This is a genomic window from Bradyrhizobium sp. IC3195 (assembly GCF_020193585.1).
In the GTDB taxonomy this organism is placed as follows: Bacteria; Pseudomonadota; Alphaproteobacteria; order Rhizobiales; family Xanthobacteraceae; genus Bradyrhizobium; species Bradyrhizobium yuanmingense.
Genome location: NZ_JADYVG010000002.1, coordinates 486,334 through 506,214 on the forward strand (window position 1 = coordinate 486,334; position 19,881 = coordinate 506,214).

Sequence of the window (19,881 nt, forward strand, 5' to 3'; positions counted from 1 at the left end):
GACACGCCATGGCCATTCCCGCCGCTCTCGAACTGGTCGCCGTCACCAAGCGCTACGACGCCACGCTGGCCGTCGACAACGTCAACCTGAAGATCCCGGCCGGCACCTATTGCTGCCTGCTCGGCCCCTCCGGCTGCGGCAAGACCTCGACGCTGCGCATGATCGCAGGTCACGAGGCGGTCAGCGAAGGCGACATCATCCTCGGCGCGCAGAACGTCACCGACCTCGAGCCCGCCAAGCGCGGCACTGCGATGATGTTCCAGTCCTACGCGCTGTTTCCGCACCTGACCGTGCTCGACAACGTCGCCTTCGCCCTGAAGATGCGCGGCATCGACAAGGCGACGCGGCACAAGCGCGCCGGCGAATTGCTCGAGCTGGTCGCGATGAGCCAATATGCAGGCCGTCTTCCGGCGCAGCTCTCCGGCGGCCAGCAGCAGCGCGTGGCGCTCGCGCGCGCGCTGATCACCGAGCCGCAGATCCTCCTGCTCGACGAGCCGCTCTCGGCGCTCGATCCGTTCCTGCGCGTCAAGATGCGCGGCGAGCTGAAGCGGCTGCAGCGCGAGCTTGGCATCAGCTTCATCCAAGTCACCCACGGCCAGGAAGAGGCGATGGCCCTCGCCGACCACATCGTGGTGATGAACCACGGCAGGATCGAGCAGCAGGGCACGGCGCGCGACATCTTCCATCGTCCCAGCACCGAATTCGTGGCCCGATTCATCGGCGGCCACAACGTGCTCAGCGACGCCGGCAATCTCATCGCCGTTCGCGCCGATCAGCTCGGCATCGTGCCGTTCGTCGACGGCGCCTTCGGCGCGCCGGCGCTGCTGACCCAGACCGAGTACCAGGGCTCCTACATCGCCGTCTCGCTCACGCTCGACGACGGCACCGCCCTGTTCTCCCACGTTCCCGAGGCCACCTTCGACGTGCATCCGTTTCGCCCGGGCGATCGCGTGCTGGCGACCTGGGATCCCGCCAAGGCGCAACGCCTGCAATAGCACCCTTCACCACGGAAATGCGCAACACAGAGGAGTGAGCGAAATGACCGAGACGACCAGGAAGACCGGCGTCAGCCGCCGCACGCTATTGAAGGGCACCGCGGGTCTCGCCGGCCTCGCCGCCGGCTCCGGCGCGATCACCGGCTTTCCTTACGTGAAGTCGGCCGATGCGAAGGTCCTGCGCTATCTCGGCACGGCCGTGAACGAGGGCGACGACATCGCCAAGCAATGTCTGAAGGACACTGGTATCAAGATCGAATACATCACCGCAACCACGGACGACGTCACCAAGCGCGTGATGACCCAGCCGAATTCCTTCGACGTGCTTGATACCGAATATTTCTCGCTGAAGAAGCTGGTGCCGTCGGGCAACATCCTTGCGCTCGACGCCAAGAAGATCAAGGAGTTCGGCAACATCACGCCCGTCTTCACCAAGGGCGAGACGCCCGGCGGCAAGAAGATCGGCGGCCAGGGCACCGCGCCCTGGAAGGTGCTCTATCTCGAAGGCAAGGACTCCAAGAAGTTCGCGACCTCGGCGACGGAATTCGTCACGCTGATCCCGACCGTCTACAACGCCGACACGCTCGGCATCCGCCCCGACCTGATCAAGCGTCCGATCACCACCTGGGCCGAGCTGCTCAACCCCGAGTTCAAGGGCAAGGCCTCGATCCTCAACATTCCCTCGATCGGCATCATGGATGCCGCGATGGTCGTGGAAGCCTCCGGCAAGTACAAATATGCCGACAAGGGCAACATGACGAAGGAAGAGATCGATCTCACCATGAAGGTGATGACCGAGGCCAAGAAGGCCGGCCAGTTCCGCGCCTTCTGGAAGGACTTCAACGAGAGCGTCAACCTGATGGCCTCCGGCGAGACCGTGATCCAGTCGATGTGGTCCCCGGCCGTCACTAAGGTCCGCTCGATGGGCATCCCCTGCACCTTCCAGCCGCTTAAGGAAGGGTATCGGTCCTGGGCTTCCGGCTTCTGCGTATCCAAGGGCGTCTCCGGCGCCAAGCTCGAATGGGCCTATGAATTCGTGAACTGGTTCCTGTCGGGCTTTGCCGGCGCCTATCTCAACCGCCAGGGCTATTACTCCGCCGTGCTCTCCACTGCGAAGGCGCACATGGAGCCCTACGAATGGGCCTACTGGATGGAAGGCAAACCGGCCGAGAAGGACATCAAGGCGCCCGACGGCTCGCTGCTTGAAAAGGCCGGCGCGGTGCGTGACGGCGGCTCCTACGAGGATCGCATGGGCGGGGTCGCGTGCTGGAACGCCGTGATGGACGAGAACGACTACATGGTCCGCAAGTGGAACGAGTTCATCGCGGCGTAACGGACATGTCGGAAGAGGTCCTGCAACAGGCAGCCCCGGGCTTGATCCCGGGGTCGGGCACAGCGCGCGCCGCAAAGCCGACGCGCCTGTCGCCGTCCTTCATCTCCTGGCTCCAGGCCGGGCCGATGATGCTGGTGTTTCTCGCGTTCTTCCTCATTCCGCTCGTCTTCGTCGTCATCGTCTCGTTCTGGGACTACAACGAATACCAGCTGCTGCCGGCTTTCTCCGGCCGCGGCTACACCGACACGTTCGAAGGCTGCATCGCGCAGCTCCCTGAGCTCTGCACCATCGCCAAGACCTATCTGAAGACGCTGAAGCTCTGCTTCCTGGTCTGGGCCATCACCCTCTTCGTCGGCTTCTGGGTCGCCTACTTCCTCGCCTTCCACGTCAAGTCCAAGACCTGGCAGATGGGCTTGTCGCTGCTCTGCACGATCCCGTTCTGGACCTCCAACGTGATCCGCATGATCGCCTGGATCCCGCTGCTCGGCCGCAACGGCCTCGTGAACACCGGCCTGATGAAGACGGGCCTGATCAACCATCCCGTGGAATGGCTGCTGTTCTCCGAATTCTCAGTGGTGCTGGCACTGGTGCACCTCTTCACCTTCTTCATGGTGGTGCCGATCTTCAACTCGATGGTGCGCATCGACAAGTCGCTGATCGAGGCCGCCTATGATGCCGGCGCCAGCGGTTTCCAGACCCTCGTCAACGTCATCATTCCGCTGGCCAAGCCCGGCATCGTGATCGGCTCGATCTTCGTCATCACCATCGTGATGGGCGACTTCATCACCATCGGCGTGATGGGCGGCCAGCAGATCGCCGCCGCCGGCAAGATCATCGAGACGCGGGTCAACGCGCTGCAATTCCCCGCCGCCGCGGCCAATGCCGTGATCCTCCTCGCAATCACCTTCCTGATCATCACCATGATGTCGCGCATCGTCGACATCAAGAAGGAGCTCTAGAGCATGAAGGAAGGACGCCCGCGCTCGTTCTACGTACTCGCGATCTTCTTCGCGGCCTATGTGCTGTTTCTCTATGGGCCGATGATCGCGATCTACGTGCTGTCGTTCCAGGGGCCGCAGGGCGGCCTCACCTTCCCGATGAACGGCGTATCGACCTTCTGGATCGCAAAATTGTTCCAGGGCACCGGCATCGTCGATCTCGGTGCCGCCTTCCGCCGCTCGCTGCTGCTCGGCATCGTCGTGATGATCGTCACCGTCGTGCTGTCGGTCGCCGCCGGCATGGCGTTCCGGCGCAAGTTCAAGGCGCAGAGCATCCTGTTCTACTCGGCGATCGCCAGCCTCATCGTGCCCTCGATCATCACCTCGCTCGGCATCTCGCTCGAGTTCCGCATCATCGACGACCTGATCAAGGCGCATTGGAACGAGAATTTCGAGACCTCGATGGGCCTGCTGACGTCCGGGCTCGGCGCGCACCTGACCTGGACGCTGCCGTTCGGGCTGCTCATCATGTTCGCGATCTTCAACCGCTTCGATCCGCGGCTGGAAGAGGCCGCGCGCGATCTCGGCGCGACACCGTGGCAGACCTTTCGTCATGTCGTGCTGCCGATCATCCTGCCCTCGGTGATCGGCATCGGCCTGTTCGGCTTCACGCTGTCCTGGGACGAGCTCGCACGCTCCAGCCAGGCGATCGGCGCCGTGAACACGTTGCCGCTGGATCTTCAAGGCCTCACCACCACCGTGACCAACCCCGACATCTACGCGCTCGGCACCGTGATCTCGGCGGTCTCGTTCACGGTCATCACGCTTGCGCTCGGCACCATTCACGTGCTCAACAAGCGGCAGGCGGCCAAGGGCTCGGACGCCGGCAAGGGACTCGTCTGAGATAAGGACTCGTCTGTTCCAATGCGGCTTCACGTCGTCAACCCCAACACAACGGCGTCGATGACGGCGAAGATCGCCGCTGCCGCGCGCAGCGTTGCCCTCGCCGACACCGTGATCGATGCGCGTCAGCCGGCGATGGGCCCGGTCTCGATCGAGGGGTTTTACGACGAAGCTTTCGCGGTGCCCGGCATGCTCGGCTGCATTCGCGAGGCCGATCGCGACGGCGCGGACGCACACATCATCGCCTGCTTCGACGACACCGGCCTGGATGCCGCGCGCGCCGCCGCCAAAGCGCCTGTGATCGGCATCGGCGAGGCCGGCTTCCACCTCGCGAGCCTGATCGCGGCGCGCTTTGCCGTGGTGACCACGCTCGGCGTCTCCATCGTGCCGATCGAGCACAATCTGCGGAAGTACGGCCTGGCCGAACGCTGTGCCCGCGTCCGTGCCGCCGAGGTCCCCGTGCTGGCGCTCGAAGAGCGCAACATTGATGCGCTCGGCAAGATCTCGGCGGAGATCACCGCCGCCATCCGTGACGACCGGGCAGAAGCGATCGTGCTCGGCTGCGCCGGCATGGCCGATCTCGCAGGCGAGCTCGCCGCCACGCACGGCCTTCCCGTGGTCGACGGCGTCGCGGCCGCGGTGACGCTGGCGGAATCACTGGTGCGACTTGGACTGAAGACCTCCCGGCTCGGGCCCTATGCGGCACCGCGCGCAAAGAGCTATTCCGGGCCGTTCTCGCAATTTCAGCCTTGATCCCTGCCCCCTGCGCGGCGCTCCCGGGCTGCAAGAGCCGCTGATCACTGGTTTTTTGCCGCTCAGCCTCTTTTTGGTCCCATTCCTTGCCGAAACGTAAGGCTTTCGGGACGCCCCGGTGACCCCTCTGGGTTGCCGGTCTTCGCCACTCACCAAGTTTCAATTTGGGTTTTGTCAGCGATGATCGATCTCGCCCAGGACAGGCCGTCCAACACCCTCCTTCGCCTTGGCGCCCAGCCGATCGCGCTGACTGCTGCAGCCCTCCTGCTGCTGATCGCGGGCGTGACGTCGATCGCAATCTGGCGGGCCTATACCGGTGCCGCCCCCGAGAGCGACCGGGTGGTGGCCTCGCGGCAGCTTCAGGCCCGCACCGCCCAGGCCTCCGAGCAGCTGGTCGAGAAGACCAAGGGGCTGGAGGCGACCCAGCAGGAATCGATCGACCAGCTCCAGGTGGTGCAGGACCAGCTTCAGACGATGAAGCGGCTGCTGGCGGCGCAACAGGCCGACACCAAGCGCCTGTCGGAGCAGGTTACGGCCTTGAACGAATCCATCGACGGCTTGCGGCAGTCCTTTGCCAGTGCACGGGCGACCGAGGTCGAGACTCCATCGGTTACCCGCAGGAAACCAGCGCGGCGCGTCCACGCCAGCGCCCGCAAGCGCTCGGGCGGCTGAGCCGGTCACGGTGCGGGAACTTTATTTTCGCCACTTGTGAACTGGATCACATTCGCCGGTATGATTCCGCGCGATGCTCGCCGTTACCGGATGGCGTGAGCCGATTTCAATATCCGGGGCTGGCAAGGTCGTTGACGGTATACTGCGTCAACGACCTTGTTTTTTAACAGCTATTTCGCCTCACTCGCAGACGTCGACTTGGCGGTAGCGCCATCCCGACGGGGTCATGACGCGCTTGCGCACGACGTAGCAGCCGCCATAACCGTCGTTGTAGCCGACGCCATAATAGGTGGGGCCGCCGTAATACGGGTAGCCGTAGCCGTAATAACCGCCGTAGTAGCCGGCGCCGGCGAGACCCACCCCGATCCCGATCCCTGGCCAGAAGCCGCCGCCATGCCAATGACGGTGCCCCCAGCCATGGAAGCCGCCACCATGGAAACCACCGCCGTGAAAACCTCCACCACGTCCGAAACCGCCGCCCGCCTCGGCCTTTTGGGGCGCCGACAGCCCGACCGCCGCCACGGCCAGCGCCGTCATCATCATCCTGCGTAACATCACTCGATCCTCCGCGTGGAGGTTGCTCCACGCTTCAAAGCAGGACCAAGCTACCGTCAGTCGGTCATTCGTGACAGCCACACTGTCTCACTTCCGCGCGAGCATCGGCAGCCCGCGGCAGATGCGAGCTGCCGCCGGCCGCTATGCCGCCGCTGCCGGCCGTTCGGTCCGATCCTCGACCATGGTCACGAACATGTGGGACTCCTCACCGGCGCCCCCCACCTGGATGCGACGGGCGCAGATGACGCGGCGCCCGCGGACGGGATTATCGATGGTATCGATGATCGGCTCGAGCTGCTGCCGCTGTGCGAGCAACTGCTGGTCGCGCCGCTCGATCAATTCGGCAGCCTCCACGGAGAACAATTCCCGCGCCGTCTTGCCGATGATCTCGCCGCGCGACATGCCGATCATCTTCTCGGCGGCCTTGTTGACAAAGACGTAGCGCAGATTGCGCGCGTCCTTGGCGATGATGCCCTCGGCCACGTTCTCGATGATAGTGGCGAGAAAGCGCTCCATCCGTTCGAGAATGCGTTCGCGGTGGCGCTGTTCCGTGACGTCCTCCTGCACCGACACCCAGCCGCCGCCGTCCATCGGGCGCTCGTAGATCTTGATGATGCGGCCGTCGTTCAGCGCGATCTCGTACGACGTCGGCTGGCGTTTGGCGATGCGGTCGAGCACCGCCGCGACGTATTTCGTGACGTCGCCGCTGAACAATCCGCTCTCGACCCTGTGCTGGAGGATCTCCTCGAGACTCGACCCGGTCTGGATCGTCTCAGGCAGATTGTAGATCCTGCGGTAATTGGCGTTCATCGCGACCACATTGGCCTTGCCGTCGAGCATGATCAGCCCCTGCGGCATGTTGTTGATCGCTGCCGAAAGCTGCCACTTCTTGGCCTGGTACTTGTCGTTGAACTTGTCGCGCTCGGTCATCGCCGCGTCGCGCGCCTGCGCAGTGCCGAGCTCGAGCTCCTCGAGCTCGAAGATGCGCGCCACCGCGTCACGGAAATTCTGCACCGCGCGCGCAAGGCGCCCGATCTCGTCGTGACGGCGCAGATGCGGCACCTCGCTCTTGACGTCGCCCTGCGCGATCCGGTCGGTCGCCTGCGTGATATCGGCGAGCGCGCCGACCACCGAGTTCCGCATGACGACGACGTTCATCGCCGCGAGCATCAGCGCCACGAGCCCCAGCGCGAACAGATAGGCGGCTGCGTAGCGGTGGCTGTCGGCGAGTTCGTCCGCCTCGCGGGCGCGCTGTTCGTAGATGCGCTCGAGCGCTTCGAGATCGCTGTTGAGCTTGCTGCGCAGGGTGCGATTGGCGTCGTTGTCGCCCCACTCGCGGGCCGCGGCCGGGCTGATCTCGACGCCGCGGCGCACCAGCTCCTGGCGGAAGTCGATGAATTGCTGGATGCGCTGGCGGAAGGAAGAGAACAGCTCGGCGTCGTCGTCGCCCACCGTGCGCTCCATGCTCTTCACGGCCTCGGCGAGCTCGCGGTTGCGCCGCACCAGCCCGTCCGCGAACTGCTTCATCGCGGCACGATCGGCGGACATGTAGATGCCGCGCGATTCCATCACGACGGCGTAGATCAGGGCGTTGATGCGCCCGACGCCGACCGCCGCGTCGGCGGAGGTGGCATGCAGGTGGCGATACGTCGTCTGCAGGCGCACCGACTGGACCGACATCACCAGCAGGAAAGTGGTGACGATCGCCAGGAAGGCGGCGATGCTGTAGACCTTCTCCGCGACCGTCAGCGTGTCGGCGCCGCCCACGAAACGGACCAATTTCTTCAAGAATTTGGTTCCGGCACTGAAGCCGGATTCCAGCGCCGCAGCTCCCATGGCGCCGCTCCTCCTGGTTGAAAACGCTGGATGATAAGCGTGATCGCGCTAGCAGAGGATTAAGGCGTCAGGCTGTATTTTTACGGTATGGAGCCGTGGCCCGGCTGGGGCGAAGCGCGGCCGGGCGGGCCGGTCAGCCGATCCGCTTCAAGCCCTGCTTGAAGCGCGGACCGTTGGCCACGTAGAACCGGGCCGCGCTCCCCATCTTCTGCACCTGGGCGTCGTCGAGGGTGCGGATCACGCGCGCGGGCGAGCCGATGATCAGCGAGCGCTCGGGGAACTCCTTGCCCTCGGTGATGACGGAGCCCGCGCCGACGATGCTGTTGCGGCCGATCTTTGCCCCGTTCATCACGATCGAGCCCATGCCGATCAGCGCGCCCTCCTCGATGGTGCAGCCGTGCAGGATGACGTTGTGGCCGACCGTGCAGTTCCTGCCGATGACAAGCGGAAAGCCGAGATCGGTGTGGCAGGTCGAGCCGTCCTGCACATTGGCGCCCTCGCCGACCTCGATCCACTCATTGTCGCCGCGCAGCACCGCGCCGAACCAGACGCTCGCGCCCGGCTTCAAGCGCACCCGGCCGATCACGGTCGCGGTCTCGGCGATGAAATAATTGCCGTCGGCGGGAAGGTCGGGCGCCTGCCCGTCGAGCTCGTAGATGGCCATTGGCTGTCTCCTGTCGCGTTGACGATTGGCATAGCCAAACAGCAGCCGCGACGCAAAGGGCCGGCCGCGCTCGAGGCACTTCGGATCAGACCAGAAGGCCGGCGGCGCGCAGCGTCATCAGGAAGAAGGTGCCGCTCATCATGCTCCAAAAGGCAGCGATGACGGTCGCCATCATCACGAATTCCATGCGGCGGCTTTCCACCCGCACGCCGCGCAGCGTATTGCGCATGATGATGAAGGGCGCGGCGAACACCAGGAAGGGAACTGCCGCGAAGGTTTTCGGGGCCACGCCGTCCTGCAGCAGGCCGAAGCCGGCGGGCCGCTGCGCCAGCGCCTGGTATCCGTTCACGAGCGCGCCCGCGAGCGCGAAACCGATGCCGATCGAGAAGAAGGTGTTGAGAGCTTCAGGTGTCATCGGAAGTGCTCCGCCCTTACACAACGCGCGTGCCTTCCTGTGACAAACAGAGCCCGTTAACGCTACATTATCCTTAAGGAAAGGTTAACGCGGCCGGCCGTCCCGTGCAGGGGCCGTCCCCGATCCAAGCGGCCGGGAACGCTGCGCGAAAGCGCCGTCGCATGGCATATTCGCGCTGATTCGTCGGCCATCGGCCGACCTCCGGTCGACCTCGCACAATTCATGGCATTGTTCTCGGCAGCTCCCCTCAGGTCCCCCCGCACGCGCACCCGGGCGCATGTCGTGCCGATCGTGCTCGGCGGCGCGGCGGCGGTCGCAGCTGTCGCGCTCGTCGCCTACCTGCTGTGGCCGACCTGGGGCAGCCGGGGCGCGAACGCGCCGGACAAGCTGCCGGTGAGCGTCGGCGGCACGTTGTTCAACCTGCCGGTGACTGCGATCCGGATGAAGATCCAGCGGCACTCGGGGCCGCAGGAGCGCATCGATCTCGACTTCCTCTATCCCTCGCTGGAGCCGCCCGGCGCGCCCAAGCACGTCACCTCCGACACGGCGGAAGCGGCGCTGCAGTCGATCGACCGCATCTTCCTGTCGATCGCGGCCCATCACGATGCGCTCTCGCCCGAGCAGCGCACGGCCACGATCTATCCGCGCTATCTCGACCCGGCCGCGGCAAGCCCAGCGGACGGCCTGACGATGCGCATGTTCCGCACCGACACGCCCTACGGCAGCGAGGACCTCTATTCGGCTGCGAGCCCCGCGCTGACCGCGCGCTGCACGCGCGATGCCGCCACCCCCGGCATGTGCCTCTCCGAGCGCCGCGTCGGCGGCGCCGACCTCACCTTCCGCTTTCCACGCAGCTGGCTGTCGCAGTGGCGCGAGGTGGCCGAGGCGATGGAGAGGCTGACCGCGCAGCTGCGCGGGCCGCGGGGCTAAGGGCGGTCGGCTTACTGTCGGCTGGAGCCTCCAAACCAAAAAATCGAAAACAACCCCATGCACAGTAGCCAAGCGTTGGCAGCATCGAGTCTTTTCGTTTTTTTCGAATAACGATTGACCCATCGGGCCAAAACAGGGCATGATGGCCGTGATGCGTGGCACGGGGTTGCCCGGATGGCGCATGGATGTGTGACTGATATCACTTAGCATAGATTGCGATTGGCCATGCTGCGAATAATCTGACGCTATTGCATTCGGGGGCTGGAATGCGGCTTCGGCTGTTTGTTTTGTTGATATTTGCGATCTGCGTGGGAGCCGGACCGGCGCTGGCCGAGAAGCGCGTCGCGCTGGTGATGGGCAACTCGGCCTACAAGAACGTGGCGCGGCTGGCGAACCCCGCGAACGATGCCACCCTGGTCGGCGGCATGTTCAGGAAGGCCGGGTTCGATACCGTCGACATCAAGCTCGACCTCAACGGTTCGGAGATGCGCCGGGCGCTGCGTGACTTCGGCGGCAAGGCGCGGGATGCTGGGGTCGCGGTGGTTTATTACGCCGGTCATGGCATTGAACTGGACGGCGTCAACTATCTGATCCCGACCGACGCGACGCTGGAGACCGACAGCGACGTGCTGGACGAAACGATCGCGCTGGACCGCGCGCTGTTCGCGGTCGAACCTGCAAAGCAGCTGCGCCTGATCATCCTCGATGCATGTCGCGACAACCCGTTTGCCAAGGCGATGAAGCGTACCATCGCCTCGCGTGCCATCGGCCGCGGCCTCGCCAAGGTCGAGCCAACCAGCCCGAATACGATGATCGCGTTCGCGGCGAAAGCGGGCTCGACGGCGTCCGACGGCGACTCCAAGAATAGCCCGTTCGCGGCGGCACTCGTCGAACGTCTTCCGACGCCCGGGCTCGATCTGCGCAAGGCGTTCGGCTTCGTGCGCGACGACGTGCTCAAGAATACCGGCTACAAGCAGGAGCCATTTGTGTACGGCTCGCTCGGCGGCGACGACGTGGCCCTGGTTCCGGCCAAGCCGGTCGCGACCGGACCGCAGGCGAACCCGGACAGCGACATCCGGCGCGACTACGAACTGGCGCTCCAGCTCGGCACGCGCGACGTTTGGACTGCATTCCTCAATCGTTATCCCAGCGGCTTCTATACCGATCTCGCCAAGGCTCAACTCAACCGGATTTCTGCCGAAGACGCCCGCGCTGCAGCGGCCGAGAAGGCGCGGGCGGCCGAGGAGGAGAAGGCAAAGCTTGCCGCCGAACGGGCCAAGAAGGCCGAACAGGAGAAAGCCGCAGCAGCGGCCAAGGCTGCCGAAGATGCTCGGATCGCCGCCGAGAAGGCCAAGCAGATCGAAGAGGCCAAGGCGGCGGCCGCCGAGCAGCGCAGGAAAGATGCAGAAGCAGCTGCCAAGGCACTGGCCGACAAGCAGGCTGCCGAAAAGGCGCTGGCCGAGAGGATCGCCAGCGAAAAAGCAGCGGCTGAGCTAGCCGCTAAAGAGAAGGCTCAGCGTGACGCTGAGCAGAAGGTCGCGGCCGTGGCCCCCACCCAATCGCCGCCGAGTCTGTCGCCGCAGGAGACAGCCAAGCTGGTGCAGTCAGAACTCCGCCGCGTCGGCTGTCTCGCGAGCAATGCGGACGGCGACTGGAATGCGACCTCGCAGCGTTCGCTCAGCCTCTTCAACAAATATGCCGGCACGAAGTTCGACGCCAAATTCGCGAGCTTCGAAGCGCTCGATGCCGTCAAGGCCAAGCCGGGGCGCGTCTGCCCGCTGGTCTGCAATCGCGGCTTCAAGGCGGACGGCGATACTTGCGTCAAGATCACCTGCCGCGCCGGCTATCGCGTCAACGACGACAATGAGTGCGAGAAGGTGCAGGACAAGAAGCCGGTCGCGACCCGCGAGGATGCCACGAACCGAGACGCCGAACGGAAGCAAGTTGAATCCAGGCCTGCGAAGCCTCAGACAAGTGGTCAGATAGTTTGCGGCGTGGGAATTGGTGGTTGCCGCCCTGTTCGCCCCGGCTGTCGGCTTGAACAAAAGAATTCAAGCAACGTCGAGGTCTGCAATTGAGCACGTAAAGGCCGTCAGGGTGTTGCCCAAGCAATGCTGGCGCCGCTGTGCTGGGCTCGCAATGACGGCGTGGAGAAATTGCACCGCGATCTCGCTGCGCGCCCCGGACGCAGCGCAGCGTCTCTTCGACGGTGCGCTGCTGAGCCAGGGCCCATGTCCGAGATGCGCTGCGTGGCTATCTGGGTCCCGGGTCTGCACTGCAACGCCACAGCGTGTCGAAGACGCGCGTGAACGCGCTTATGGAGCGTTGCAGTGCGTCCGGGACACGGAGAACGCCGCGCGCGAGCGAAGACTCCGCTTCGCTCGCGACCAACTACTCCTGATCGACCAGGTCGTCCTCGAGGATCGCCATCTGGAACTGGAACGAGCGATCGTCGTCCTCGTCGTCGACGAAGAGCACGCCGATGAATTCCTCGCCGATATAGACTTCGGCGGAATCGTCCTTCTTCGGCCGCGGCACGACGCGGATCTTGGGATTGCCGAATACGCGCTTCAGATACGCATCTAACTTTCTGACTTCTTTGACGTCCACGGCAAGTCTCCGATCGAAAATGGTCGGCGGGTTTTAGGACGAGATGCGGCGAACCGCCAGCACGAATTGTCAAAGAATTTGGCGAAGAAAAGGGCCGGAAAAATCCGGCCCTTCGCAGCATCAAGGCCTTCTCAGAGCCCCATCGCGTTGATCATCTGGTCCATCGTGCGCGACGGCTCGGCGCAGCCGGCCTCGCCGACGATCTTGGCCGGGACGCCCGCGACCGTGACGTTGTGCGGCACCGGCTTGACGACGACCGAACCGGCGGCGATGCGCGCGCAATGGCCGATCTCGATGTTGCCGAGAATTTTCGCGCCGGCGCCGATCAGCACACCGTGGCGAATCTTCGGGTGACGGTCCTCGTTCTCCTTGCCGGTACCGCCGAGCGTGACGCCGTGCAGGATCGAGACGTCGTCCTCAATCACAGCCGTCTCGCCGCAGACGAAGCCGGTGGCGTGGTCGAGGAAGATGCCGCGGCCGATGCGCGCGGCGGGATTGATGTCGGTCTGGAACACCGCCGAGGATCGGCTCTGAAGGTAATAGGCGAAATCCTTGCGGCCCCTCAGATAGAGCCAGTGCGCGAGGCGATGGGTCTGGATGGCATGAAAGCCCTTGAAGTAGAGCAAGGGATCGATGAAGCGCGAGGTCGCGGGATCGCGGTCGTAAACGGCAACGAGGTCGGCGCGGAAGGCGTTGCCGAGATCGGGGTCGTCGCGCAGCGCCTCGATATAGGCCTGGCGCACCAGGTCGCCCGACAGCGCGGAATGATCGAGCCGGTCGGCGACGCGGTGGACCACCGAATCCTCCAGCCGGCCGTGATGCAGCACCGCCGAATAGATGAAGGTCGCAAGCTCCGGCTCGCGGCGGACGATGTCCTCCGCTTCGCTGCGGATCCGGTCCCAGATCGGATCGAGCGATGCGAGCTTTCCTCCCGGATTGACCTGATGCACTGCCATGGGATCTGCTCTTTCGAATTGGCTGATTTTGTTGGCTCTATAGCACAGTCTAGGCGACAAAGTCCTGACGGGCTTGCCTGAGAGTGAACAGTGCCTTGCCTCGGAGAGCAAGCCAAGCCATTGATAAACAAGACTTTCCTCTGACGCCCCCGAGCGGCAAGGTCGGCTCAAGGTGGTCAGAGTTTCGCCAAATTCAAGCCGGGCCGCGTCAAACTATTGGTGAATTCGCCCCCAACCGTTATTGCGGGCATGATCCGAACGGGGGCAGAGCCGATTTGACCATCACCACCGATCAACTGCGCGCGCGCGCCGCGGGCTCTTTTTGGCTGCGGCTGGCCGCGGTGGCCCTGCCCGTCCTGATGATCGCGCCGGCGGTCTGGAACGGCTATCCGCTGTTGCAATGGGATACCGGCGGCTATCTGGCGCGCTGGTACGAGGGCTATCTCGTCCCCAGCCGCTCCACGGTGTTCGGCCTCTATTTGCACTATGGCGAGAGTTTCGGCTTCTGGATCAACCTCGCCGCCCAGTCGCTGGCGACGCTATGGCTGCTGCAGCTCACCCTTCGCGTGTTGGGTTTGATGCAGACCTTCCGCTTCGTCGCGATCAGCCTCTCCCTGATGCTGTCGACCGCGCTGCCCTGGCTTGCGAGCATGCTGCTCACCGACATCTTTGCCGGGCTCGCGGTGCTGTCGCTGTTCCTCCTGGTGGTCGGCGCAAACCGCACCTCGGCGATCGAGAGGATCTCGCTGTTTGTCTTCACCGCCTTTGCCGCGGCGACCCACAGCGCCACGCTCGGCGTGCTGCTCGGACTGTGCGCCGCGGGCTGGATGGCGCGGCCGTTTCTGGGCGCGCGCCTGCCGCTGGCCGGACTACTGCAGGCGAGCCTCACTATCGTCGCGGGCGGCTTGATGCTGGTGGCGGCGAATTATGCGCTGTCCGGCAAGCTGGCCTGGACGCCCGGCGGCTACGGCGTCGCCTTCGGCCGCATGATGCAGGACGGCATCGTCGCGCAATATCTCAACGACCGTTGCCCGCGCGAACGTTACAAGCTTTGTCCCTACCGCAACGAGCTGCCGGCGAGCGCCGACGAATTCCTGTGGGGCAAGAGCGTGTTCAACACGCTCGGCCGTTTCGCAGGCATGAATGAGGAGATGGGCACCATCGTCGTGCAGTCGCTGAAGGATTATCCAGCCTGGCAGGCCGGCGCGGCGCTTCGCGCGATGGGACAGCAATTGCTGCACGTGGCGACCGGCGAAGGCACCAACGGCTGGATCCCGCACACCCGCGGCATCATCGAGCGCTACATCCCGGCACAGGCCGCGCCGATGCGCGCGGCGCGGCAGCAGAACTGGGGTGTCAATTTCGATGTCGTGAACTGGCTGCATGTCCCGGTCGCGCTGGCCTCGATGCTGGCGCTGCTCGCGCTGCTCGGCCATGCGCTGGCAAGGCGCCGGCTGGACGATCTGACGCTGCTGGCTGGGACGGTGACGCTGGCGCTGCTCGGCAACGCCTTCATCTGCGGCGTGATCTCAGGGCCGCATGATCGCTACGGCGCGCGCATGGTGTGGGTGGCGACGTTCGTGGTGCTGATGGCCGTGGGGCGGCGGCTGGGCGAGGACAGCAAGGCGGGATAGGGATCGAGAGACGTCGCCGCGGGTTGCGGTTCAAGCCACACCGACACGGCTGAATGCATCAGCCTCGCCTCAGTACTAATCCTAGCCACTCATTTGGCTCGCGGCTCTTTAGCGTCGGCAGAAGTTCGCTTTCCTGAAGATTGCGTCTATCGACGCCGGACTTTGTCTAAAATCTGGGCCTATTGTCACGCTTACCTACTGTGCCTCGCAGTCAGCAAAAGTGCAATTTCCACCGACGAGCAACGCAACGGTCAGGACGATCATCGCGGACGATTTCAGCGAAACGGTAGTTTCTAGCGAATACAGGGGGGAGTCGGTCAGCCGCTCCACCACACTATCCACGGCTCGGATCAATCTTCGCAGTTCGTCTATGCCGTCTTGAAGTCGAGCAAGCTCTGGATATTCTTGGTCTTCGTAACGCATCTGATCCAAGCGCTTCTTAGCTTCGCTAAAAAGACCAACGATCTCCAACATTGCGTTTACAGCTTGCCGGCCTCCGATCGGGGCGGCCGGTGCAAAGGGGCTGCCCTGGGGCAACACCTGCGCTGCTCGGCATGACAAAAAAACGCACAGTTTCATCGTAATGGCGCACCGCTTCGAAAGAGCGAGAATGGAATGTTTGTTTCCCGCACGATCCACTATTTGGCCTTCGACGCTGTGACCAATAAAGATCAGAACTCCACGAGATCCCATGAAAGCGTCGTCCACACCGAAGCGATCAATCGTTGTTCTGGACGAAGTTTCATCGGCCTGCCAAGCTGTGATTTCGTCAACGTCCTTTTTGGAAACGCGATCGGTTTCGTATACACTCTTAAACTCTTTCGCAGTTCTGGGAAGAAAATCGACGACTGCGGCCGAGAAGTTGTTTTGCCAGTTCTGTTGAAACAGTCTCACAGCTGACAACGAATCCGTCTTGCCAGCTTTGTGGGCATAGAAAGTAGATTGTGAAAGCTCAGGTCCGCTCTTCCGCTCCGAAATATATTCGTTCACAACGCTGTTGAGCAAACTCAGCCGCTCTATCCTTTCTATTTCGTACGTCTGGTTGCGGGTCTCGGCGTCTCTTTCCTTCCTAATCTTCTCCAACAGCTCTTTCTTGCTCTTCTCAAACTGATATGAGCGCTGGAAGGTTTCAGATCGACGCGGCTGGGCGTTCGCGAGCGAGGAGGCCATGACGATCGCAAACGCCATGCCAACACCACACCAGTGAGCAAGTGTCATTTTCCGGCCTTTAAGAGATTTACTTTAAATCGAAGTATGAAACAGAGGTCTGGTCCGAAGGCCCGAGCTTTAAGTTGTCCATTGGACGCGATCTAATGATCTGCTTCACAATCAGAGGTAGGGACACGCCAAAGATGAGAACGTCCCTTAGTTTTGGAACATCCTTGTCGTCTTGAAACCAAATGACTGCAACGACCCCTGTCACCAGAATGAAAGCTACGACGATGATCCAATACTGAACCGAATTCATCAGAACCTTGTATTTCTCGATATCCAAACTTTTGTAAGCCTCGTACCAATAAAGAACTTCCTGGAGCGCCGCCCCTGCCGCAGCACTTCCGAAGATCAAAAATTCGCTCGCCATATCGTCTGCCCATTATAATAACTCGTCCCAAGGTTGCATAAAATTCGATCGGGAGAAACCTCGAAATTGCGAGCTGGGGATGATGGCGCGGAGCGCGGTCGGAGAGCCTGATCACAGTGCCCGGAACTAAACTCCCCTAGAGGCGACTACATTTGGACGCCGGTCACCGCCGATTTAGATCACTGTCACCGTAATTTGGTAATCTCACATCGCCTTGGCCAGCGCGAATAGCCGGAATTCCTCGAGGGCCGCGTGCCGATGCGGGGCGACTTCGCGGCGGTAGGTCTCGGTGTCGACGATCGAGCGGAAGGTGGCGAAATCACCGTACTCATTGAGCGCCGCTTCGTCCCAGCGTTCGCTTGGCGAGCCGACGAGGCTCGCGAGGATCGGCCCGGAAAACATCGGCGCGATCGGCTTGCCGGCCGCAAGGCGCCGGAATGCCGGCCTGTAGCGCTCATGAAAGGCTTCACGGCCCGAACAGGGCGCGGCGTCAAAGCCGTCCTCGTAACGCGCCTGCGCGCGGTAGCGCAGCAGATTGAGCATATAAACCGGCTGCCCGGATGGAATCGCCCGCTCGGCGGCGTCGAGGGCTTGCAGCGTAATTTCGATAGGGTTCATCGGACGTCCCGCGTTTCCAGCGCCGCAGAATGCGTGCTGATACTCCCCGATTAGCCGTTCTCGAATGGGTCTTGTAGTGACCGTCTGGCCATGGCTATGTGGACTTCATGTCCACAACGACTTTGCCTCCCGACCTTTCGCGCCTCCTCGCCTTCGTCCGCGTCGTCGAGGCAGGCTCCTTCGCCGAAGCCGCGCGGCGGGCGGGGACGACCACATCGGCGATGTCCAAGGCGGTCGCCCGCTTCGAACAGGCTCACGGATTGCGACTTTTGCATCGCTCCACCCATTCGTTGGCGCTGACCGCAGAGGGCGACCGGCTGATGTCGGCGGGACGCGCGTTGGCCGAAAGCCTCGCCCGTGTCCAATCCGCGCTCGGCGAAGTCGCGCGCGACGATGGCGGACGGGTGCGCGTGACCGCCCCCGCCTCGTTCGCGCGCGCCTGCATCCTGCCGCGACTGCCCGCGTTCCTGCGGGAACGGCCGGAAATCGAGATCGAGGTCAAATTCCGCAACGAGATTCTCGATCTCGCGGCGGAAGGCGTCGACATCGCGATCCGCACAGGGCCGCTCGATCGCGCGCCCGGTCATCAGGCACGGCGGCTTTGCACCTTCTCCTGGATCGCTTGCGCCTCGCCTGCCTATCTGAAAGCGCGCGGCGCGCCGGCCACTCCCTTTGAGCTTTCCGCGCACGAGCACGTCGGCTTCCGCAATCCCGCGAGCGGTCAGATCCTGACCTGGCGCTTCGCCGACCCGCGCGGCAAAGGACCCATTCGCATCACCCCCAAGCCCAAGCATATTTGCGACGACGCGCATGCTTCGCTCGCTTTGATCGTGAATGGGTTCGGTGTCGGCTGGGGGCCGGCGTGGCTGGTGAACGAAGACCTTCGCGCCGGCCGGCTGGTCGAAGTGCTGGCGCCCTGGCGCGCGCCTGGGGAACCCCTATGGATGCTGCGCACCTCGGGCCGCCGCCCGCCCCTGCGCACACAGCGCGTCATGTCGTTCCTCAACACGCTTCCCACCGCGTTCAGCGACAAGGTGGTGTGAAGCAGCAGTCGTCACCGACATTCGGTCGCCAGGAAAATGAGCTCCAGGCGGCGGCTGCCGGTGAGGTGTGGATTATGCGATCCCGTCTTGCATCAACCAAGGGTTTGAGATGTCCCGATTACATTGGATCGAGATTCAAGCGGCTGGACGAATAGCGATTATGGCGCGTCCTCGCGCCGACGAGTGGTTGGAGATGGAAGTCATTGAGTGGAAGGACGCCCGAGTCGATCTGGTAGTGAGCCTTCTCGAGCGCGAGGAGGTTTCAGAGCTTGGGTTACAGCGTGAAGACGAGGTTTGTCGTTCTAACGGAATCGACTTCATCTCTTTTCCGATTCCGGATCGGGGATTGCCAGAATCGCGACCGGAGGCATCGCAGATCGCTCGCTTATTAGCCAGCGGCTTGCGAGATGGTCGTTCTATGGCGATCCATTGTCGCGCGGGGATCGGCCGATCTTCGGTAATTGCAGCTTGCGCACTGATCTGTTCCGGAATCCAAGCGAAGGAAGCTCTTGAGCTGATTGGAGCTTCGCGGGGCTTGATCGTGCCGGACACGGATGAGCAGCGCGATTGGGTGATGACCTTTGGCCAGGCGGAGCGCGGCGATGCGCCACGTACCCGATAGGCCATGCAATGTCGCCTCAGCCGCGGCGTGACAGGAAGTCGAGCACGCCGGTCTTGTAAACCTTGTCGCCGACTGCACGCATGTGGTCGCGATTGGGAATATCGAGCACTTCGGAACCCGGTATGATCGCGCCGAGCGCGCTGGCGCTTCCTGCGACATCGTCGGCGCTGCCGACCGCGATCAGCACCGGCACCTCGATGCGCGCGGCCTCTTGCCTCGTCATGAGATCGCGCGTGCCGCGCAGGCACGCGGCGAGCGCGCGGCGGTCGGAGCGGGTCTGGTCGGCGAAGGCGCGAAAGGTGCGGCCGACGGGATCGGTGACATCGTCCAGCGCGGGCGCCTCCAGCGCCTTGGCGACGTTCTCGCCGGGGCCAGAGCCCTCGATCAGGCCGCCGATGCCGATGCCGCCGAGGATCGCCGAGCGCAGGCGCTGCGGCTCGTTGAGGGAGAGCCAGGCCGTCATCCGCCCGCCCATCGAATAGCCCATGATGTCGGCCTGCGGGATGGCGAGGTGATCCATCAGTGCGAGCACGTCGCCGGCCATTACGGGTATAGAATATTGCGCGGGTTCGTAGAGCTTTGCGCTCTCGCCATGGCCGCGATTGTCGAGCGCGATGACGCGGCGTCCGTTCTTGCGCAGCTCCGACACCCAGGTCGGATAGACCCAGTTCACGTTCTTGCTGGAGGCAAAGCCGTGCACCAGGATGATCGGATCGCCCTCGCCTTCGTCGAGATAGGCAATTTCAACGGCGCCGTTGTGAAAGCTCGGCATCAGCAGTTCCGTGGGATCTTGTGGGGGACAGCTCGATCTTAGAGCACGAT

21 protein-coding genes are annotated in these 19,881 nt (G+C 63.4%); 11 read left to right on the top strand and 10 right to left on the bottom strand.

Annotated features, from left to right (window positions below):
• Window positions 1–8 precede the first annotated feature (8 nt).
• The 6 genes from I6F09_RS06035 to I6F09_RS06060 all read left to right on the top strand — a co-directional run bounded on the left by I6F09_RS06035 (window position 9) and on the right by I6F09_RS06060 (window position 5,594).
• The gene (locus tag I6F09_RS06035) at window positions 9–995 is read left to right on the top strand and encodes an ABC transporter ATP-binding protein (RefSeq protein ID WP_225187664.1); all 987 of its coding nucleotides are present in this window, start codon (window positions 9–11) and stop codon (window positions 993–995) included.
• Window positions 996–1,038: 43 nt separating this feature from the next.
• Window positions 1,039–2,328 carry a PotD/PotF family extracellular solute-binding protein gene (locus I6F09_RS06040; protein ID WP_036029687.1) on the top strand — a complete coding sequence of 430 codons (1,290 nt, stop codon included), beginning with the start codon at window positions 1,039–1,041 and terminating at the stop codon, window positions 2,326–2,328.
• Between the two features lie 5 nt (window positions 2,329–2,333).
• Window positions 2,334–3,287 (top strand): ABC transporter permease, encoded by a 954-nt coding sequence (locus tag I6F09_RS06045; RefSeq protein WP_036015279.1) that lies wholly within the window; start codon window positions 2,334–2,336, stop codon window positions 3,285–3,287.
• A 3-nt stretch (window positions 3,288–3,290) separates the two neighbouring features.
• On the top strand, window positions 3,291–4,169 hold the full coding sequence (locus I6F09_RS06050) for an ABC transporter permease (protein WP_025037151.1): 879 nt from the start codon (window positions 3,291–3,293) through the stop codon (window positions 4,167–4,169).
• A 21-nt stretch (window positions 4,170–4,190) separates the two neighbouring features.
• Window positions 4,191–4,922: an aspartate/glutamate racemase family protein gene (locus tag I6F09_RS06055; RefSeq protein WP_225187665.1), complete on the top strand. Its 732-nt coding sequence runs from the start codon at window positions 4,191–4,193 to the stop codon at window positions 4,920–4,922.
• A gap of 180 nt (window positions 4,923–5,102) precedes the next feature.
• Window positions 5,103–5,594 (top strand): hypothetical protein, encoded by a 492-nt coding sequence (locus I6F09_RS06060; RefSeq protein WP_057029563.1) that lies wholly within the window; start codon window positions 5,103–5,105, stop codon window positions 5,592–5,594.
• Between the two features lie 180 nt (window positions 5,595–5,774).
• Here the strand turns inward: I6F09_RS06060 and I6F09_RS06065 are convergent, their stop codons facing one another.
• From I6F09_RS06065 to I6F09_RS06080, 4 genes are all read right to left on the bottom strand, one after another.
• Entirely contained in the window at window positions 5,775–6,149 is a 375-nt protein-coding gene (locus I6F09_RS06065) for a hypothetical protein (protein ID WP_225147515.1), read from the bottom strand.
• A gap of 141 nt (window positions 6,150–6,290) precedes the next feature.
• The gene (locus I6F09_RS06070) at window positions 6,291–7,985 is read right to left on the bottom strand and encodes a PAS-domain containing protein (RefSeq protein WP_225187666.1); all 1,695 of its coding nucleotides are present in this window, start codon (window positions 7,983–7,985) and stop codon (window positions 6,291–6,293) included.
• 133 nt (window positions 7,986–8,118) lie between these two features.
• Window positions 8,119–8,649, bottom strand: a complete 531-nt coding sequence (locus tag I6F09_RS06075) for a gamma carbonic anhydrase family protein (RefSeq protein WP_036044000.1) — start codon at window positions 8,647–8,649, stop codon at window positions 8,119–8,121.
• Between the two features lie 85 nt (window positions 8,650–8,734).
• The gene (locus I6F09_RS06080; RefSeq protein ID WP_036015295.1) at window positions 8,735–9,064 is read right to left on the bottom strand and encodes a hypothetical protein; all 330 of its coding nucleotides are present in this window, start codon (window positions 9,062–9,064) and stop codon (window positions 8,735–8,737) included.
• 222 nt (window positions 9,065–9,286) lie between these two features.
• Here I6F09_RS06080 and I6F09_RS06085 point away from each other — a divergent pair, with 222 nt between their 5' ends.
• The gene (locus I6F09_RS06085; protein WP_225147517.1) at window positions 9,287–9,994 is read left to right on the top strand and encodes a hypothetical protein; all 708 of its coding nucleotides are present in this window, start codon (window positions 9,287–9,289) and stop codon (window positions 9,992–9,994) included.
• Between the two features lie 266 nt (window positions 9,995–10,260).
• Window positions 10,261–12,072 (top strand): caspase family protein, encoded by a 1,812-nt coding sequence (locus I6F09_RS06090; protein WP_036015298.1) that lies wholly within the window; start codon window positions 10,261–10,263, stop codon window positions 12,070–12,072.
• Between the two features lie 313 nt (window positions 12,073–12,385).
• Here I6F09_RS06090 and I6F09_RS06095 read toward each other — a convergent pair whose 3' ends face one another.
• Both I6F09_RS06095 and cysE read right to left on the bottom strand, forming a co-directional pair.
• Window positions 12,386–12,604 (bottom strand): DUF3126 family protein, encoded by a 219-nt coding sequence (locus I6F09_RS06095; protein ID WP_007602550.1) that lies wholly within the window; start codon window positions 12,602–12,604, stop codon window positions 12,386–12,388.
• Window positions 12,605–12,735: 131 nt separating this feature from the next.
• Window positions 12,736–13,560 (bottom strand): serine O-acetyltransferase, encoded by an 825-nt coding sequence (cysE, locus tag I6F09_RS06100; protein WP_036015299.1) that lies wholly within the window; start codon window positions 13,558–13,560, stop codon window positions 12,736–12,738.
• Between the two features lie 275 nt (window positions 13,561–13,835).
• Here cysE and I6F09_RS06105 point away from each other — a divergent pair, with 275 nt between their 5' ends.
• Complete coding sequence (locus I6F09_RS06105) at window positions 13,836–15,194, top strand: hypothetical protein (protein ID WP_225187667.1); 1,359 nt, start codon at window positions 13,836–13,838, stop codon at window positions 15,192–15,194.
• Window positions 15,195–15,389: 195 nt separating this feature from the next.
• Here I6F09_RS06105 and I6F09_RS06110 read toward each other — a convergent pair whose 3' ends face one another.
• The 3 genes from I6F09_RS06110 to I6F09_RS06120 all read right to left on the bottom strand — a co-directional run bounded on the left by I6F09_RS06110 (window position 15,390) and on the right by I6F09_RS06120 (window position 17,394).
• Window positions 15,390–16,382, bottom strand: coding sequence for a hypothetical protein (locus tag I6F09_RS06110; RefSeq protein WP_225187668.1), 993 nt, complete (start codon window positions 16,380–16,382; stop codon window positions 15,390–15,392).
• 49 nt (window positions 16,383–16,431) lie between these two features.
• Complete coding sequence (locus I6F09_RS06115; RefSeq protein WP_225187669.1) at window positions 16,432–16,776, bottom strand: hypothetical protein; 345 nt, start codon at window positions 16,774–16,776, stop codon at window positions 16,432–16,434.
• Window positions 16,777–16,980: 204 nt separating this feature from the next.
• On the bottom strand, window positions 16,981–17,394 hold the full coding sequence (locus I6F09_RS06120) for a hypothetical protein (protein ID WP_225187670.1): 414 nt from the start codon (window positions 17,392–17,394) through the stop codon (window positions 16,981–16,983).
• 107 nt (window positions 17,395–17,501) lie between these two features.
• Between I6F09_RS06120 and I6F09_RS06125 the strand changes: the two genes are divergently transcribed.
• Together I6F09_RS06125 and I6F09_RS06130 are read left to right on the top strand one after the other, a co-directional pair.
• A complete protein-coding gene (locus I6F09_RS06125) occupies window positions 17,502–18,437 on the top strand; it encodes a LysR family transcriptional regulator (RefSeq protein WP_036029733.1) in 936 nt (311 codons plus the stop codon).
• 109 nt (window positions 18,438–18,546) lie between these two features.
• Window positions 18,547–19,059 carry a protein-tyrosine phosphatase family protein gene (locus I6F09_RS06130; protein WP_063822484.1) on the top strand — a complete coding sequence of 171 codons (513 nt, stop codon included), beginning with the start codon at window positions 18,547–18,549 and terminating at the stop codon, window positions 19,057–19,059.
• Window positions 19,060–19,075: 16 nt separating this feature from the next.
• On the opposite strand, the gene I6F09_RS06135 is transcribed toward I6F09_RS06130, so the two are convergent.
• Entirely contained in the window at window positions 19,076–19,831 is a 756-nt protein-coding gene (locus I6F09_RS06135) for an alpha/beta hydrolase (protein ID WP_036015305.1), read from the bottom strand.
• Window positions 19,832–19,881 lie beyond the last annotated feature (50 nt).

Excerpts from the sequence above, each read along its gene's own strand:
- cysE (WP_036015299.1), bottom strand. The coding sequence starts at position 13,560 with ATGGCAGTGCATCAGGTCAATCCGGGAGGAAAGCTCGCATCGCTCGAT.
- I6F09_RS06125 (WP_036029733.1), top strand. The coding sequence starts at position 17,502 with ATGTCCACAACGACTTTGCCTCCCGACCTTTCGCGCCTCCTCGCCTTC.
- I6F09_RS06120 (WP_225187670.1), bottom strand. The coding sequence starts at position 17,394 with ATGAACCCTATCGAAATTACGCTGCAAGCCCTCGACGCCGCCGAGCGG.
- I6F09_RS06065 (WP_225147515.1), bottom strand. The coding sequence starts at position 6,149 with ATGTTACGCAGGATGATGATGACGGCGCTGGCCGTGGCGGCGGTCGGG.
- I6F09_RS06040 (WP_036029687.1), top strand. The coding sequence starts at position 1,039 with ATGACCGAGACGACCAGGAAGACCGGCGTCAGCCGCCGCACGCTATTG.
- I6F09_RS06050 (WP_025037151.1), top strand. The coding sequence starts at position 3,291 with ATGAAGGAAGGACGCCCGCGCTCGTTCTACGTACTCGCGATCTTCTTC.
- I6F09_RS06090 (WP_036015298.1), top strand. The coding sequence starts at position 10,261 with ATGCGGCTTCGGCTGTTTGTTTTGTTGATATTTGCGATCTGCGTGGGA.
- I6F09_RS06070 (WP_225187666.1), bottom strand. The coding sequence starts at position 7,985 with ATGGGAGCTGCGGCGCTGGAATCCGGCTTCAGTGCCGGAACCAAATTC.
- I6F09_RS06080 (WP_036015295.1), bottom strand. The coding sequence starts at position 9,064 with ATGACACCTGAAGCTCTCAACACCTTCTTCTCGATCGGCATCGGTTTC.
- I6F09_RS06135 (WP_036015305.1), bottom strand. The coding sequence starts at position 19,831 with ATGCCGAGCTTTCACAACGGCGCCGTTGAAATTGCCTATCTCGACGAA.
- I6F09_RS06060 (WP_057029563.1), top strand. The coding sequence starts at position 5,103 with ATGATCGATCTCGCCCAGGACAGGCCGTCCAACACCCTCCTTCGCCTT.
- I6F09_RS06130 (WP_063822484.1), top strand. The coding sequence starts at position 18,547 with ATGTCCCGATTACATTGGATCGAGATTCAAGCGGCTGGACGAATAGCG.
- I6F09_RS06045 (WP_036015279.1), top strand. The coding sequence starts at position 2,334 with ATGTCGGAAGAGGTCCTGCAACAGGCAGCCCCGGGCTTGATCCCGGGG.
- I6F09_RS06110 (WP_225187668.1), bottom strand. The coding sequence starts at position 16,382 with ATGGCGTTTGCGATCGTCATGGCCTCCTCGCTCGCGAACGCCCAGCCG.
- I6F09_RS06055 (WP_225187665.1), top strand. The coding sequence starts at position 4,191 with ATGCGGCTTCACGTCGTCAACCCCAACACAACGGCGTCGATGACGGCG.
- I6F09_RS06115 (WP_225187669.1), bottom strand. The coding sequence starts at position 16,776 with ATGGCGAGCGAATTTTTGATCTTCGGAAGTGCTGCGGCAGGGGCGGCG.
- I6F09_RS06035 (WP_225187664.1), top strand. The coding sequence starts at position 9 with ATGGCCATTCCCGCCGCTCTCGAACTGGTCGCCGTCACCAAGCGCTAC.
- I6F09_RS06075 (WP_036044000.1), bottom strand. The coding sequence starts at position 8,649 with ATGGCCATCTACGAGCTCGACGGGCAGGCGCCCGACCTTCCCGCCGAC.
- I6F09_RS06085 (WP_225147517.1), top strand. The coding sequence starts at position 9,287 with ATGGCATTGTTCTCGGCAGCTCCCCTCAGGTCCCCCCGCACGCGCACC.